At 69.7% G+C, this 16,240-nt stretch carries 9 protein-coding genes; 4 read left to right on the top strand and 5 right to left on the bottom strand.

What is annotated here, in order from left to right:
- Positions 1–17: 17 nt before the first annotated feature.
- The 3 genes from G5C65_RS01420 to ngcE form a co-directional block, all read right to left on the bottom strand.
- Positions 18–917, bottom strand: a complete 900-nt coding sequence (locus G5C65_RS01420; RefSeq protein WP_165296708.1) for a carbohydrate ABC transporter permease — start codon at positions 915–917, stop codon at positions 18–20.
- Between the two features lie 20 nt (positions 918–937).
- The gene (locus G5C65_RS01415; RefSeq protein ID WP_241265474.1) at positions 938–1,885 is read right to left on the bottom strand and encodes a carbohydrate ABC transporter permease; all 948 of its coding nucleotides are present in this window, start codon (positions 1,883–1,885) and stop codon (positions 938–940) included.
- Between the two features lie 206 nt (positions 1,886–2,091).
- Entirely contained in the window at positions 2,092–3,522 is a 1,431-nt protein-coding gene (ngcE, locus tag G5C65_RS01410) for an N-acetylglucosamine/diacetylchitobiose ABC transporter substrate-binding protein (protein WP_165296707.1), read from the bottom strand.
- Between the two features lie 380 nt (positions 3,523–3,902).
- Here ngcE and G5C65_RS01405 point away from each other — a divergent pair, with 380 nt between their 5' ends.
- Positions 3,903–7,349, top strand: a complete 3,447-nt coding sequence (locus G5C65_RS01405) for a GH92 family glycosyl hydrolase (RefSeq protein WP_420903261.1) — start codon at positions 3,903–3,905, stop codon at positions 7,347–7,349.
- An 89-nt stretch (positions 7,350–7,438) separates the two neighbouring features.
- Here the strand turns inward: G5C65_RS01405 and acnA are convergent, their stop codons facing one another.
- The gene (gene acnA, locus G5C65_RS01400) at positions 7,439–10,177 is read right to left on the bottom strand and encodes an aconitate hydratase AcnA (RefSeq protein ID WP_165296706.1); all 2,739 of its coding nucleotides are present in this window, start codon (positions 10,175–10,177) and stop codon (positions 7,439–7,441) included.
- Between the two features lie 439 nt (positions 10,178–10,616).
- Here acnA and G5C65_RS01395 point away from each other — a divergent pair, with 439 nt between their 5' ends.
- The 3 genes from G5C65_RS01395 (at position 10,617) to G5C65_RS01385 (ending at position 15,141) form a co-directional block, all read left to right on the top strand.
- Entirely contained in the window at positions 10,617–11,519 is a 903-nt protein-coding gene (locus G5C65_RS01395; protein ID WP_165296705.1) for a helix-turn-helix transcriptional regulator, read from the top strand.
- A 105-nt stretch (positions 11,520–11,624) separates the two neighbouring features.
- Positions 11,625–12,695: a hypothetical protein gene (locus G5C65_RS01390; protein ID WP_165296704.1), complete on the top strand. Its 1,071-nt coding sequence runs from the start codon at positions 11,625–11,627 to the stop codon at positions 12,693–12,695.
- Between the two features lie 73 nt (positions 12,696–12,768).
- Positions 12,769–15,141 (top strand): ATP-binding cassette domain-containing protein, encoded by a 2,373-nt coding sequence (locus G5C65_RS01385; RefSeq protein WP_165296703.1) that lies wholly within the window; start codon positions 12,769–12,771, stop codon positions 15,139–15,141.
- Between the two features lie 3 nt (positions 15,142–15,144).
- Here the strand turns inward: G5C65_RS01385 and G5C65_RS01380 are convergent, their stop codons facing one another.
- The gene (locus tag G5C65_RS01380) at positions 15,145–16,191 is read right to left on the bottom strand and encodes a glycoside hydrolase family 6 protein (protein WP_165296702.1); all 1,047 of its coding nucleotides are present in this window, start codon (positions 16,189–16,191) and stop codon (positions 15,145–15,147) included.
- Between the last annotated feature and the right edge of the window lie 49 nt (positions 16,192–16,240).

Genomic DNA, 16,240 nt, shown 5'->3' with positions numbered 1-16,240 from the left:
GGAGCCCTGCGTAACCGCTACTTCAGGGCGCCCGCGGTCAGTCCGGCCTGCACCTGGCGCTGGAAGACGGCGTACACCACCAGCACCGGCAGCATGGCGATCGTCAGTCCCGCGAACAGCGCGCCCCAGTCGCCGCGGTAGCCCTGCGAGACGGCCAGCGAGGCGAGCCCCTGCGGGAGGACGTAGTTGTCCTCGCTCTCGTTGTTCAGCAGCAGCGGCAGCAGATACTGGTTCCACTGGCCCAGGAAGTTGAAGATCCCGATGCTCACCAGGCCGGGCTTGGCCATCGGCAGCATGATCTGGAAGAAGGTGCGGGTGTGCGAGGCCCCGTCGACCATGGCCGCCTCCTGCACCCCGGTGGGCAGCGTGCGGAAGAACGAGGTCAGGAAGAACGTGGTGAAGGGCAGCGAGTACGCGATATACGCGATCATCAGCCCGTGCCGGGTGTCCAGCAGGCTGAGGTTGTCCATGATGGTGAACAGCGGCACCAGCGCCAGGATCACCGGGAACATCATCCCCCCGGCGAACAGCAGGAAGATGAAGCGGTTGCCGGGGAAGGTGAAGCGGGCGATCACATACGCGGCCATGGAGCCCAGCAGCATGGTGCCGGTGAGCGAACCCGCGAGGATGACCAGCGAGTTGAGTGCGTAGCGGCCGATCTTCGCCTCGGTCCAGGCGTTGCTGAAGTTCTCCCAGTGCAGGGTGGAGGGCAGGCCCAGCGGGTCGCTGAGAATGTCCCCCGAGGACCGGAACGCGGTGACGGCCACCCACACCAGCGGCCCGGCCGCCAGCACCACCCACACCACGAGGAAGGCGTGGGAGAAGACGTTGAGGGCGGCCCCCTCCGTCTCCCGGGCCCGCCGGCCCCGCCCGGTCCGCTCGCTCCGCTCGGTCCGCTCAGTCGGCGCTGTCGTCATGAAGCTGTGCTCCCCCGTCGTCAGTATTCGATCCGGTCGCGGTTCCCGACCCGCATGATGATCAGGGAGAACACCACGCTGAAGACGAGGAGGACGACGCCGATGGCGGTGGCGTAGCCGAACTGCCCCTCGCGGAACCGCTGGTAGAGGAAGACCGGGGTGACCTTCAGGGCGTGGTCCGGCACCATCACCAGGACGATGGCGAAGGCGTCCAGCGCCTGGATGCCCATATAGATCCAGCCGGTGCGGACGGTGTCCCAGATCAGCGGCAGGGTGACCTTGAAGAAGGTCGTGGCCCGCCCGGCGCCGTCCAGCAGCGCCGCCTCGTACAGGTCCCGGGGGATGGCCCCCATCGCCGCCGAGAACAGCACCACGTAGAAGCCGACGAACGACCAGCACAGCACGGTCAGCGTGGCGAACAGCGCGAGGTTGTAGTCCCCGCCCAGCCACGGCTTCTCCAGGCCGTCGAGCCCCACGGCGCCGAGTGACCCGTTCAGCAGTCCGCTGCGGGTGGAGAACACCCGCATCCAGACCACCGCGACGATCGCGATGGAGAGCACCTGCGGGAAGAAGTAGACGACCTTGTAGAAGGAGGAGCCGACGACGCCCGCGACGGCCTGCCCCCTGCGGTGCCGCCCGCCCGCGGTGATCATGTAGGCGAAGAAGATGCCCAGCGACAGGGTGATCACCGGTGCGGCGACCAGCAGGGACACGCTGGTCTTGGCGGAGTCCCAGAACCGGTCGTCGTTCCACAGCTTCCGGTAGTTGTCGAGGCCGACGAAATCGGCGGTGGCGCCGCCGTCCCAGTCGGTGAACGAGTAGTAGATCGCCTGGAGGAACGGGGAGATGACGAACACCGCGTAGAACGCGAGCGGCAGCGCCAGAAAGCCGGCGATGAAGCGGTACTTGTCGAGCGTGCGGTAGCGGCGGTCCCGCTTGACCCGCTCCGGAGTGAACCGGGGCGGCAGCAGTACGGAAAGGAGGAGCAGACCGCTGGGTGCCCGCGTGCCCCCCGCTGCCGCCCGCGCTGTCGTCGACGGCGGTGACTCCGCCGGTTTCGCTGTCTTCACACTGCTCCGATTCCCTGGTCGACCCACCCGACTTGTCCACCCCGCTCCGCGCCCCGGAGGGGCACGGGCACTCCGCGACGCGGGGCGCCCTCACTCGGCGGAGGCTAAGACCGCTTCACCTTCTCCACGTCGGGGTCCTTCGCCACGCGCGCCGTGGCCTTCTCCATCGTGTCCATGGCCTCCTTGACGGACATGTCCCCGAGCATGAACTTGCCCATGACGTTGTTGAAGTCCTCGTCGAACATCTCCCGGTACCACTCCTTCCAGAAGGCGATGACGATGTTCTTGCCCGCCGCCTTGACCGCCTTCTGGGACGAGGCCACGCCCGGCGGAAGGCTCATACCGTCGATGGCGCCCTTGACCACGGGCATGACGGAGACCTGTTTGAAGAGGTTGCGGGCGGCCTTGCGGCTGTACATCATCCGCAGCCACTCCATGCCGCCGCGCACGTTGTCCGCCTTGGCCGGAACCAGGAAGGGCTCCCCGGGCGGGGAGTAGAGGGTGCCGAACGGCAGCTTGTCGCCCTTGTCGAGGGAGGGGGTGGCGCCCACCGCCATGCGGAAGTCCTTCGGGGTGGTGTCCTTCGCCTCGTTCTCCACCCAGGAGCCGTCCGGAACGAAGAGCGCCTTGCCCTTCGTCCACGCGGTCTGCATCTCGATATGGGCCTCTTTGCCGTCGAAGCCGGTGAGCACGTACTTCTTCGCGACGAGTTCCTCGAACGCCTCGAAGACGGACTTGACCGCGTCGTGCTTCCAGGCGCCCGGCTCCAGATAGTCCATGGCCTCGATGACCTCGCGCCCGCCCGCCTGCGCGAACATCGCGAACATGCTGAAGAGCATGTAGCGCGGATGGCCGCCGGGGTAGGTCCAGCCGTGAATGCCCTTCGCCTTCGCCTTCTTGCAGACGGCGAGCATCTCGTCCCAGGTCTTGGGATAGTCGGACTCCAGGGTCTCGGTGAGCATCTTGTCCGAGTACCAGTTGCCGTAGATGGTGGAGGCGATGTTGAGCTGGTAGCAGCCGTCGGCACCGAAGGCGCCCATTTCCTCCACGCCGGGGATCAGCGTGTCGCGCACCTTGACGTTCGGATCGTCCCAGGAGGGGGCGTCCAGCAGCTCGGTGAGGTCGGCCGCCTGCTTGTTCTTGATGACCTTTCCGGCGTTCATGTTGTCCGCGCCGGAATTGTTGACGACGTCCGGCGGATCGCCCTTGACGAGCCGCGGCTGCACCTGGGTGGCAATCTTCTCGGTCGCCTTCTGGTCCGTCGTGGCGTCGCCGAACCGGTCCCCGTACATGTCGGTGACGAACTGCGCGTACTTGTCGTCGTACCCGCCGTTGAAGATATAGACCTGCAGGTCGGCGTCCTCCTTGACGCCGAGCGGATTCTTCTTGGTCTTGTCGCCCTTTTCGGCCTTGTCCCCGTCGTCGTCTCCGCCCGTCGCGCAGGAGGAGAGCGCCGCGGCGCCGGGCACGGCGAGAAGTCCGACCGCCGCGGACCGCTTCATCACATCGCGACGGTTGACACTGGTGAATCCCATGCGGGGGTCCTCGCCTTCTCCAGGTACTCCAGGACTCAGGCGGTGTACCGGTCACCCGTTCAAACTCGCCACAGACGAAGGGCCGTTCACCGCGGTCATTGGCAATCTGAGGTCGTGCGGGCCGTGCAGAGGGTGCGGGTCGCGCGGGTCGCGCGGGGTGGGACAGGTATAGTCCACTCTTCGGCGGCGGTGCAAGATCGAGTACAATCCGCTTCCCCATCTTTCCCGAGTTGAGACCTCACGGCACGCGCCGGGAATACACTCCGGAGCGCCCCCCTCTGTCATCGCCTTCAACACCCTTGACACCAAAGGGCCCAGGTACGTTACTGGGCTCTGAAGTCGTGGATTGACAACGTTGTCGGTCATCGAGAGAGGTCCGCGTGCGACACCCACAGCGACGCCCACACCGGTCCAGCAACCGCCACAGACGACTCCCCCGGCTCGCCCGACTCCCCCGGCTCGCCGCGCTGTCCGGCGCCCCCGCGCTGCTCGCGGGGGCGCTGCTCGCCGGGGTGCTGCCCACCGCCGCCGTCGCGGCGCCCGACCCCGGCGCCGCGTCCCACAGCACCCGGTTCGCCACCTCCTTCGAGGACGACGACCCGCCGCCGGACTGGCGCGACACCGTCGAGACGGGCCCCGACGGCAGGCCCCGCGCCGGCGGGGTCTCCCCCGAGTCCGGGGACGGTCCGGGCATGACCACCCGCGTCGGCTCCGGCCCGGCCGACTCCCCCACCGCCAAGGAGGGCGCCGGATTCACCGGCACCCACGCGCTCCGCTACGCCGGCACCCACCGCGCCGCCGGGCGCGGCTACGCGTACAACAAGGTCTTCGACACCGATGTCACCGTCACCCGCGACACCGTGCTGTCCTACCGGCTGTTCCCCGAGATGCCGGACGGCGACCGCTCGTACCGCGCCACCGGCGCCGCCGTCGACCTCGCGTTCACCGACGGCACGTATCTGAGCGACCTGCGCGCGCAGGACCAGCACGGCGTGCGCCTCAGCCCGCGCGCCCAGTCGGCCTCCAAGACGCTGTCCGTCAATCAGTGGAACCACAAGGAGGCGCGGATCGGCGCGGTCGCGGCGGGCAAGACCGTCGACAGGGTGCTCGTCGCATACGACGCGGCGCGGGGCAGCGGACCGTTCCGCGGCTGGGTGGACGACATCGCGCTGCGCCCCGAGAAGCCCGCGAAGCCCAAGGCCCAGCTGTCCGACTATGTGAACACCACCCGCGGCACCCACTCCAGCGGCTCCTTCTCCCGGGGCAACAACTTCCCCGCCACCGCCGTGCCGAACGGCTTCAACTTCTGGACGCCCGTCACCAACGCGGGCTCCACCTCCTGGCTCTACGAGTACGCACGGCGGAACAACTCCGAGAACCTGCCCACCCTCCAGGCGTTCAGCGCCAGCCACGAGCCCAGCCCCTGGATGGGCGACCGGCAGACGTTCCAGGTGATGCCCTCCGCGGCGAAGGGCACCCCCGACGCGTCCCGTACGGCCCGCGCGCTGCCCTTCCGGCACGCGCGGGAGACGGCGAAGCCGCACTACTACGGGGTGACCTTCACCAACGGGCTGCGTACCGAGATCGCCCCGTCCGACCACGCGGCGATGATGCGCTTCACGTACCCGGACGACGACGCGAGCCTGATCTTCGACAACGTCGACAACCGGGGCGGTCTCACGCTGGACCGCGAACGCGGCGTCGTCAGCGGCTTCTCCGACGTCAAGTCCGGGCTGTCCACGGGCGCCACCCGGATGTTCGTCTACGCCGAGTTCGACGCGCCCGCGACAGCCGGCGGCCGGCTGAAGGGCGGCGGCGGGGACGACGTCACCGGCTATCTGCGGTTCCGGCCCGGCGAGGACCGCACGGTCACGATGCGCATCGCCACCTCGCTGATCAGCGTGGACCAGGCGAAGGCGAACCTGACCCGGGAGATCCCCGAGTCGGCCTCCTTCGGCGACATCCGGAAGAAGGCCCAGCGCCAGTGGGACGACATCCTCAAGGTGGTCGAGGTCGAGGGCGCGAGTGAGGACCAGCTCACCACCCTCTACTCCAACCTCTACCGGCTCTACCTCTACCCCAACTCCGGTTCCGAGAAGGTCGGTTCCCGCACCCGGTACGCCTCGCCCTTCTCACCCGCCGAGAAGCCGGACACCCCGACGGAGACCGGCTCGAAGATCGTGGACGGCGAGGTCTACGTCAACAACGGCTTCTGGGACACCTACCGCACCACCTGGCCCGCCTACTCCTTCCTCACCCCGAAGCGCGCCGCACGCATGGCGGACGGCTTCATCCAGCACTACAAGGACGGCGGCTGGACCTCCCGCTGGTCCTCGCCCGGCTACGCGGACCTGATGACCGGCACCTCCTCGGACGTGGCGTTCGCCGACGCGTACGCCAAGGGCGTCGGCCTCGACGCGAAGGCCGCGTACGAGGCGGCGCTGAAGAACGCCACCGTCGCGCCCCCGTCCTCGGGCGTCGGCCGCAAGGGGATGAACACCTCCCCCTTCCTCGGCTACACCAGCACGAAGACGGGCGAGGGCCTGTCCTGGGCGCTGGAGGGCTACATCAACGACTTCGGCATCGCGAACATGGGCAAGGCGCTCTACGAGAAAACGGGTGAACGCCGCTACAAAGAGGAGTCCGACTACTTCCGCAACCGCGCGCAGAATTACGTCCACCTCTTCGACGAGAAGGTCGGCTTCTTCCAGGGCCGCAACGAGAACGGCTCCTGGCGGCTGAGCCCCGGCGCGTACGACCCCCGGGTCTGGGGCCATGACTACACGGAGACAAACGGCTGGAACTTCGCCTTCACCGCGCCCCAGGACTCCCGGGGCCTGGCGAATCTCTACGGCGGCCGGAAGGGCCTGGCGAAGAAGCTGGACACATTCTTCTCCACCCCGGAGACGGCCGAGGAGAAGTACAAAGGCAGCTATTCCAGCGTCATCCACGAGATGCTCGAAGCACGCGACGTCCGCATGGGCATGTACGGACACAGCAATCAGCCCTCGCACCACATCGCGTATATGTACGACGCGGCGGGCCAGCCCTGGAAGACGCAGCAGAAGGTCCGCGAGGTGCTGTCCCGGCTCTATCTGGGCAGCGAGATCGGCCAGGGCTACCCGGGCGACGAGGACAACGGCGAGATGTCCGCCTGGTACGTCTTCAGCGCGCTGGGCTTCTACCCGCTGGTGATGGGCCAGCCGGAGTACGCGGTGGGCTCCCCGCTGTTCACCAAGGCCACGGTCCATCTGGAGAACGGCCGCGACCTGGTGGTCAAGGCCCCGAAGAACAGCGCGAAGAACGTCTACGTCCAGGGCCTGAAGCTGAACGGCAAGCGCTGGAAGTCCACCGCCCTCCCGCACAAGCTCCTCGCGAAGGGCGGCACCCTGGAGTTCGACATGGGCCCGCGCCCCTCGAAGTGGGGCACGGGGAAGAAGAGCGGTCCGACGTCGCTCACCCGGGGCAAGCGGGCCCCGTCCCCGGCGCGGGACGTCACAGAACCCGCCGGCTCCCCGCTGCTGGACAACACCTCCGACACCGCGGCGGAGGTCACGGGCACACCGCTGAAGGTGCAGAAGGGCGCGAAGGTCACCTCGTACACCCTCACGTCGTCGGACGGGAAGAAGGCCCCGAAGGGCTGGACCCTGGAGGGCTCACGGGATGGCAAACGGTGGCGCGAGGTCGACCACCGGGCGTCCGAGTCCTTCCGCTGGGACAAGCAGACCCGGGTCTTCGAGCTGCGGAAGGCGTCCCGCTACCGGCAGTACCGGCTGGTCCCCGACACGAAGGGGGCCCGGCTGTCCCAGGTGGAGCTCCTCGGCTAGACCGTGTCCGGCGGATCGTGCCGGGCCGGGCCGGGCCGCACCCTCGTGCGAGGGTGCGGCCCGTCGCCGTGTGCAGGCGCTGCCGGCCGTCAGTCGCGGATCAGGGACCGCAGCACGTACTGGAGGATGCCGCCGTTGCGGTAGTAGTCGGCCTCGCCGGGGGTGTCGATGCGGACGACCGCGTCGAACGCGACGCCCGTGTCCGTCGTGACCTTGACCGTCGAGGGCGTGGTGCCGTCGTTCAGCGCCGTGACGCCCGTGACGGAGAAGGTCTCCTCGCCGGTCAGGCCGAGGGACTGGGCGCTGGCCCCCTCCGGGAACTGGAGCGGGAGGACGCCCATGCCGATGAGGTTGGAGCGGTGGATGCGCTCGTAGGACTCCGCGATGACCGCGCGGACACCCAGCAGCCGGGTGCCCTTGGCGGCCCAGTCGCGGGACGAGCCGGAGCCGTACTCCTTGCCGGCCAGGATGACCAGCGGGATGCCCTGCGCCTGGTAGTTCTGCGCGGCGTCGTAGATGAAGGAGACGGGGGCCCCTCCCTCACCTTCGGCGGCCCGGGTGAAGTCCCGGGTGTAGCCGCCCTCCGTACCGGGCGCGATCTGGTTGCGCAGCCGGATGTTGGCGAAGGTGCCGCGGATCATGACCTCGTGGTTGCCGCGGCGGGAGCCGTAGGAGTTGAAGTCGCGGCGGGCGACCCCGTGGTCCGTCAGATACTTCCCGGCCGGGGTGTCGGCCTTGATCGCGCCGGCCGGGGAGATGTGGTCCGTGGTCACCGAGTCGCCCAGCTTGGCCAGGACGCGGGCGCCCGCGATGTCCGTCACCGGCGCGGGCTCCATGCCCATGCCCTCGAAGTACGGGGGCTTGCGGACGTAGGTGGACGCGCCGTCCCACTCGAAGGTGTTGCCGGTGGGGACCGGGAGGGCCTGCCACTGGGCGTCGCCGGCGAAGACGTCGGCGTAGTCCTTGGTGAACATCTCCTGGCTGATGGCGGAGGCGACGACCTCCTCGATCTCCTGCTCGCTCGGCCACAGGTCCTTCAGGTAGACCGGGTTGCCCTGCTGGTCGGTGCCCAGGGCCTCGCGGGTGATGTCGACCTTCATGGAGCCCGCGATGGCGTAGGCGACGACCAGCGGCGGGGACGCCAGGTAGTTCATCTTGACGTCGGGGTTGATCCGGCCCTCGAAGTTGCGGTTGCCGGAGAGGACCGCGGTGACGGCCAGGTCGTTCTCGTTGACCGCCTGGGAGACCTCCTCCGGCAGCGGGCCGGAGTTGCCGATGCAGGTGGTGCAGCCGTAGCCGACGAGGTTGAAGCCCAGCTTGTCGAGGTAGGGGGTCAGGCCCGCGCGGTCGTAGTAGTCCATGACGACCTGGGAGCCGGGGGCCAGGGTGGTCTTGACCCAGGGCTTGCGGGTGAGGCCCTTCTCCACCGCCTTCTTGGCGACGAGCGCGGCGCCGACCATGACGTACGGGTTGGAGGTGTTGGTGCAGGAGGTGATCGCGGCGACGGCGACGGCGCCGTGGTCGATCTCGTACGCGCTTCCTCCCCCGGGGGCGACGACCTGGGTCGGCTTGCTGGGCATGCCGTTGGAGGTGGCGGGCGCGTCGGAGGCGGGGAAGGACTCCTTGCCGGCCTCGTCCTGGTCGGCCTCGGTGACGTAGTTGCGCACGTCCTGCGCGAACTGCGACTTGGCGTCGGCCAGCGCGATGCGGTCCTGGGGGCGCTTGGGGCCCGCGAGCGACGGCACCACGGTGGCGAGGTCCAGCTCCAGGTACTCGCTGTACTCGGGCTCATGGGCCGCGTCGTGCCAGAGGCCCTGCTCCTTGGCGTACGCCTCGACGAGCGCGAGCTGCTCGGCGGGGCGGCCGGTGAGCCGCAGGTAGTTGATCGTTTCCTCATCGATCGGGAAGATCGCCGCGGTGGAGCCGAACTCCGGCGACATATTGCCGATCGTGGCGCGGTTGGCGAGCGGCACGGCGCCCACGCCCTCGCCGTAGAACTCCACGAACTTGCCGACCACGCCGTGCTTGCGCAGCATCTCGGTGATGGTCAGCACGAGGTCGGTGGCGGTGGTGCCGGTGGGCAGCTCGCCGGTGAGCTTGAAGCCGACCACGCGCGGGATCAGCATCGAGACCGGCTGGCCCAGCATCGCGGCCTCGGCCTCGATGCCGCCGACGCCCCAGCCGAGCACGCCCAGGCCGTTGACCATGGTGGTGTGCGAGTCGGTGCCGACCAGGGTGTCCGGGTACGCCTGCCCGTTCCGGACCATGACCGTACGGGCCAGGTGCTCGATGTTGACCTGGTGCACGATGCCGGTGCCGGGCGGGACGACCTTGAACTCGTCGAACGCGGTCTGGCCCCAGCGCAGGAACTGGTACCGCTCGCGGTTGCGGCCGTACTCCAGCTCGACGTTCCTCTTGAACGCGTCCGGCATCCCGAAGACGTCCGCGATGACGGAGTGGTCGATGACCAGCTCGGCGGGGGCCAGCGGGTTGATCTTCGCCGGGTCGCCGCCCAGCTCGGCCACGGCCTCGCGCATCGTGGCGAGGTCCACCACGCAGGGCACACCCGTGAAGTCCTGCATGATCACGCGGGCGGGCGTGAACTGGATCTCCTGGCTGGGCTGCGCGTTCGGGTCCCAGGCGCCCACGGCCCGGATGTGGTCGGCGGTGATATTGGCACCGTCCTCGGTGCGCAGCAGGTTCTCCAGCAGGATCTTCAGGCTGTAGGGGAGGCGCGCGGAGCCCTCGACCCGGTCCAGCTTGAAGATCTCGTACGACTCGTCACCCACGCGCAGCGCGCTGCGGGCGTCGAAGCTGTTCGCCGACACGACAGTCTCCTTCAGTGCCTTGTGTGCATCGGCCGCTGATCCGCTATGGTGAGCGCGGGCAGATTAGGTAAGCCTTACTTACCCCGGGGCTGCCCGGCGGAGAGCGGTCGCGGCGCATGTCGTCGCCAGTTATCTCGATGTCGAGATAATTCTAGTACACGACCGCCGAAGGGTCATGCCCTGACCCCCGCGATCTGCCTCAGCGAAGGCTGAGCGCCTTCGACCTGGACTTCTCTGAGGGCGGGTACCACCGTCGCGCCGCGTTAGGCACCGCGTGGAACGTGCGGTCCGCGGACGTACCGCCGGTACGCGGGTGACGTCCGGCCGGTCCCGCCCCAGCCACGACTCGTACCCCACACGGCCGCGCTGAGACAGATCACCCGAGGCTGCTACTCGCAGGGGCAGGCTGGCCGGGGAGGGCCCGACCATACTGAGTCGCATGAAGCACACAGCGCACGGCCGGTCCCTCCTCGGTGACTTCCTGTCCACGCGCCGGGCGCAGTTGAAGCCGGCGGACGTGGGGCTGCCGGACTACGGCGACCGGCGGCGGGTGCCGGGGCTGCGGCGCGAGGAGCTGGCCCAGCTGGCCGGGGTCAGCGTGGCCTACTACATCCGGCTGGAGCAGGGGCTGTCGCTCAACGCCTCGCCGCAGGTGCTCGACGCGCTGGCCACGGCGCTGCAGCTGGACGACGCCGAGCGGCGCCATCTGCACGAGCTGTCCGGTGACGCGCGGCAGCGCCGCCGCAGGCTCCCCGCCGAGCGGGTCACCGCGGCGGTGCGCCAGCTGATGGACTCCTTCGGGGACGCGCCCGTGGTCGTCGCCGGCCGCCGCTCGGACGTACTGGCGTGGAACCGCACCGGGCATGCGCTGTTCGCCGGGCACCTGGCCCCGGACAGCCCGGACCGGGCGGCCACCCGTCCCAACACCGCCCGGCTGGTGTTCCTGGACGCCCACACGCGGGACCTGTATGTGGACTGGCCCAGGAAGGCGCGGGATGTGGTGGGCAAGCTGCGCAAGACCGTCGGCGAGTATCCGGACGACCCGCAGCTGGCGTCCCTCATCGGCGAGCTCACCATGGGCAGCCCGCAGTTCGCTGCGCTGTGGTCCGAGCACCGGGTGCGCACCTGGGACATGGCCGAGTACCGGATGCGCCATCCGGTGGTCGGGGAGCTGGACGTCCTGCAGCACTCCCTCCCGGTGCCCCGAGCGCAGGGGATCCGGCTGGTGGTGACGACGACGGCGCCCGGCTCCGCCTCGCAGTCGGCACTGCAGCTGCTCGCCCAGTCCCTGCAGCCCGCCACCGACGCCCCCGCGCCGCTGTCCCCTCACCCGCACGTCTGATCCGCCCGGCCGCCCGGCCGCTCGGCCGCCGCAGTACCGCACACCCCGAGACATGACGTGTGCATGACCATATTTCTCTTTCACGCCACTAACCGGAGACCACCCATGCAGAAGAAGCTGAAGCTCACCATCGCGGGCGCGACGCTCGTCGCCGCCGTAGCCACCGGGACGGCGTTCGCCGCGAACGGCTCCGGTTCCGACTCCGGTTCCGGCTCTGTGCGGCCCCAGGCCGCGCAGAGCAAGCAGGAGACGCCCAGCGCCATCGACGTCAAGGGCCCGAACGTCTTCCCGCACTCCCTGGACTACGACCCGCGGTCGAAGACGTTCATCACCGGCTCACTGAAGCACGGCACGATCTCCGCCGTCGGCCTGGACGGAAAGGTACGCACCCATATCGACGACCCGCAGCTGGTGTCGGCGCAGGCCGTCCAGGTCGACCGCAAGCGCGACCGCATCCTGGCCAGCAATGTGGACTACGGCACGGCCGACCGTTCCGACAAGGAGAACCCCTTCAAGGTCGCCGGTGTGGGCAGCTACGACCTGAAGACCGGGAAGCAGGACTGGTGCGTCGATCTGACCGCGGTCGCAGGCGACGGCGAGAAGCACCTGATCTCCGACGTGGCGGTGGGGCCCGACGGCACCGCGTACGCCGTGGACGAGCTGACCCCGACGGTGTTCCGCATCGACACCGAGGGGCGCGCCTCGGTCCTGCTGAAGAGCGATCTGCTCCAGGGCGAGCTCGACATTCCCGACTTCCTGGATGACGTGGGCATGGCCGCGGTGGAGTGGGTGTCGGGGAACCAGCTGATCATCGCCATGGCCGACGGCTCCCTGGTACGGGTGCCCGTCGACCACCCCGAGCAGGCGGAGCCGGTGAAGCTCGACAAGAAGCTGGCCTCCCCCACCGCCGGGATGCGGCTCCTGAAGGACGGCTCGATCGCGGCGGTCAGCAGCGGCCTGCTGTCCGGCAAGCCCGCCCGGATCCAGCGGGTGCAGCCCGGCGACGGCTGGAAGACGGCCACGGTGAACGTCACCGACAAGGTCGAGGACCCCGTCACCAGCGACGTCACCGGAGGCCCCGGCGGGACGACGTACGCGCTCAGCGGCGGGCTGGCCGACCTCCTCGCGGGCAAGCCGAACAAGGGCTTCACGCTGAGCCCCGTCAAGACCGGCTGAACACCGCGCGGCAGCCCTCCCCGGCGGGCGGGCTGCCGCGCCGCTGTCAGTGGTCGACCGTAGCGTGTACGCCATGGACATCACCGGTTCCCAGCGCGTCCTCGCCGACAGCCACGACCTGATCCGGGTGCACGGTGCGCGGGAGAACAACCTCAAGGACGTCAGTGTCGAGATCCCGAAGCGCCGGCTGACGGTGTTCACCGGCGTCTCCGGGTCCGGCAAGAGCTCGCTGGTGTTCGACACGATCGCCGCGGAGTCCCAGCGGATGGTCAACGAGACCTACAGCGCCTTCGTGCAGGGCTTCATGCCGACGCAGGCGCGGCCCGAGGTCGATGTGCTCGACGGGCTGACCACCGCGATCATCGTCGACCAGGAGCGGATGGGCTCCGACCCCCGCTCCACGGTCGGCACCGCGACCGACGCCAACGCCATGCTGCGGATCCTCTTCAGCCGGCTCGGGCAGCCGCACATCGGCTCGCCCAACGCGTTCTCCTTCAACGTCCCCTCGGTCCGCGCCGCCGGCGCGATCACCGTCGAGCGCGGCAGCCAGAAGACCGAGCGGGTGACCTTCACCCGCACCGGCGGCATGTGCACACACTGCGAGGGCCGGGGCAAGGTCTCCGACATCGACCTCACCCAGCTCTACGACGACTCCAAGTCGCTCGCCGAGGGCGCGTTCACCATCCCCGGCTGGAAGTCGGACAACTTCTGGACCGTGCGGGTCTACGCCGAGTCGGGCCTGCTCGACCCGCACAAGCCGATCCGCGAGTTCACCGAGCAGGAGCGGCACGACTTCCTGCACCGGGAGCCGACCAAGGTGAAGGTCGAGGGCGTGAACCTCACCTTCGAGGGGCTGCTCCCGAAGATCCAGAAGTCGTTCCTGTCCAAGGACCGGGAGGCGATGCAGCCGCACATCCGGGAGTTCGTCGACCGCGCGGTCGCCTTCGCCGACTGCCCCGAGTGCGAGGGCACCCGGCTGAGCGCCGAGGCCCGGTCCTCCCGGATCGCCGGGATCAGCATCGCGGACGCCTGCGCGATGCAGCTCAGCGATCTGGCCGGGTGGATCCGCGGTCTCGACGAGCCGACCGTGGCGCCGCTGCTCGGCGCGCTGCGGCACACCCTCGACTCGTTCGTGGAGATCGGGCTCGGCTATCTCTCGCTCGACCGGCCGTCCGGCACGCTGTCCGGCGGCGAGGCGCAGCGGGTCAAGATGATCCGCCACCTCGGCTCCTCGCTCACCGACGTCACCTACGTCTTCGACGAGCCCACAGCCGGCCTGCACCCGCACGACATCCAGCGGATGAACAACCTGCTGCTGCGGCTGCGGGACAAGGGCAACACGGTGCTGGTCGTGGAGCACGAGCCGGAGACGATCGCGATGGCCGACCACGTCATCGACCTCGGCCCCGGCGCGGGCACGGGCGGCGGCACCGTCTGCTTCGAGGGCACCGTCGGGGGGCTGCGGGCCGCCGGCACCCTCACCGGGCGCCACCTGGACGACCGGGCGGCGCTCAAGGACAGGCTGCGCGAGCCCACCGGGCGGCTGGAGATCCGCGGCGCGTCGGCGCACAACCTGCGCGACGTCGACGTCGACATTCCGCTGGGGGTGCTGGTCGCCGTCACCGGCGTCGCGGGCTCCGGCAAGAGCTCGCTGCTGCACGGCTCGCTCCCGGACGGGTACGGCGTGGTCGCGGTCGACCAGACCGCGATCCGCGGCTCGCGGCGGAGCAACCCGGCGACGTACACCGGGCTGCTCGACCCGGTCCGTAAGGCGTTCGCGAAGGCCAACGGCGTCAAGCCGGGGCTGTTCAGCGCCAACTCCGAGGGCGCCTGCCCGGCCTGCAAGGGCGCCGGGGTCGTCTATACCGACCTGGCGATGATGGCCGGCGTCTCGACCCCCTGCGAGGAGTGCGAGGGGAAGCGGTTCGAGGCGTCGGTGCTGGACCACCGCCTCGGCGGCCGGGACATCAGCGAGGTGCTCGCGATGCCGGTGGCTCAGGCCGAGGAGTTCTTCGGCTCCGGCGAGGCGAGAACCCCGGCCGCCCACCGGGTGCTGCGGCGGCTGGCCGACGTCGGCCTCGGCTATCTCACCCTGGGCCAGCCGCTGACCACGCTCTCCGGCGGCGAGCGGCAGCGGCTGAAGCTGGCCACCCATATGGCGGACAAGGGCGGTGTCTACGTGCTCGACGAGCCGACCACCGGACTCCACCTCGCCGATGTCGAACAGCTCCTCGGGCTGCTCGACCGGCTCGTGGACTCCGGCAAGTCGGTCGTCGTCATCGAGCACCACCAGGCGGTCATGGCGCACGCCGACTGGATCATCGATCTCGGGCCCGGCGCGGGCCACGACGGCGGACGGGTCGTCTTCGAGGGGACACCGGCGAAGCTGGTCGCCGAGCGCTCGACGGTGACCGGCGAGCATCTCGCCGACTACGTCGGCGGCTGAGGGTCAGTTGCGCGCCGCGTTGCGGGCGAGCTCCAGGGCGTAGGCCGTCCACCACACGCCCGCCCTGGGGCCGCCCCGGCACTCGCCGTCCGAGTCGCCGGGCTGCTTGACCCACAGGTAGGCGGCCACCTGCCGGTCCCCGGTGCGCACGGTCGGCGCCTCGCCGAGCGCCCGGCCCGCCGGGTTGCACCAGGTCTTGTCGACCTTCTTCGGGCCCTCCTTCACGGGCCCGTTGCCGTTTCTGCTGGTGTCGATGACGAACGGCTTGCCGCCGACCATGCCGGAGACCCGCTTGCCGTACGCCTCGTTGGACTCGGTGGTCTGGTAGTTGGAGACGTTCAGCGCGAAGCCGTCCGCCTCGGCGATCCCCGCCCGCCGCAGCGGCTCGACGAGCCCGCCCGGGTCGCGGACCCAGTCCGGGTTGCCCGCGTCCAGATAGACGTCGGTGTCCGGCAGCTTCTTCAGCTCCTTGACGGCGTGTGCGAGCAGTTCGTAGCGCTCGCCGTGGAACTCGCGCGGCGTACAGCCCGGCACCAGCAGGTGCGGGATGGCGTCCGGCTCGACGACGACGGTGGCCGGGCGGTCGCCGATGCCCGCCGCGACCTCCGCGATCCAGTCCCGGTACGCCTGGGCGCTCTGCGCGCCGCCCCGGGAGTACTGCCCGCAGTCGCGGTGCGGCAGGTTGTAGACGACCAGCAGCGCCCGGCGGTCCGCGTCCGCCGCGGCGCGGGTGACGCGCTCCACCTCGCTCCGCGGCTCCTTGTCCGGGACCCAGCGGGCCACGGGCTGCTCGGCGATGCGGCGCAGCAGCGCCGCCTTGCCGCGCTCGCCCTTCTCGTGCAGCTTGTCCACCTGGCGGGCCGCGACGCTGTCGGGGTCGACCCAGTGCGGGGCGAGGCGCTCGGGCCGCTGCCCGATGTCCCCGGCGCCGGAGCCGTCGTCCGCCATCGCGGAGCAGCCGGTGACGAGCAGCGCGGCGGCCGCCGCTGGAGCACAGCACACGCGCAGCAGGCGGCGCCGGATCCGGTGGGTGCGGTGGGAGTGGGACATCCGTTTCCTTTCGCCGTTCGGTTGTCGGTCGGTATCGGGGGGCGGGGGG

Origin of the sequence: Streptomyces boncukensis (genome assembly GCF_011045075.1) — a bacterium.
GTDB lineage: Bacteria > Actinomycetota > Actinomycetes > Streptomycetales > Streptomycetaceae > Streptomyces > Streptomyces boncukensis.
This window is presented reverse-complemented; position numbering and strand designations above follow the sequence as displayed.

What these genes read in the sequence shown, in the direction of transcription:
- ngcE (WP_165296707.1), bottom strand. Translation starts at nt 3,522, where the DNA reads ATGGGATTCACCAGTGTCAACCGTCGCGATGTGATGAAGCGGTCCGCG.
- G5C65_RS01395 (WP_165296705.1), top strand. Translation starts at nt 10,617, where the DNA reads ATGAAGCACACAGCGCACGGCCGGTCCCTCCTCGGTGACTTCCTGTCC.
- G5C65_RS01385 (WP_165296703.1), top strand. Translation starts at nt 12,769, where the DNA reads ATGGACATCACCGGTTCCCAGCGCGTCCTCGCCGACAGCCACGACCTG.
- G5C65_RS01420 (WP_165296708.1), bottom strand. Translation starts at nt 917, where the DNA reads ATGACGACAGCGCCGACTGAGCGGACCGAGCGGAGCGAGCGGACCGGG.
- G5C65_RS01380 (WP_165296702.1), bottom strand. Translation starts at nt 16,191, where the DNA reads ATGTCCCACTCCCACCGCACCCACCGGATCCGGCGCCGCCTGCTGCGC.
- G5C65_RS01390 (WP_165296704.1), top strand. Translation starts at nt 11,625, where the DNA reads ATGCAGAAGAAGCTGAAGCTCACCATCGCGGGCGCGACGCTCGTCGCC.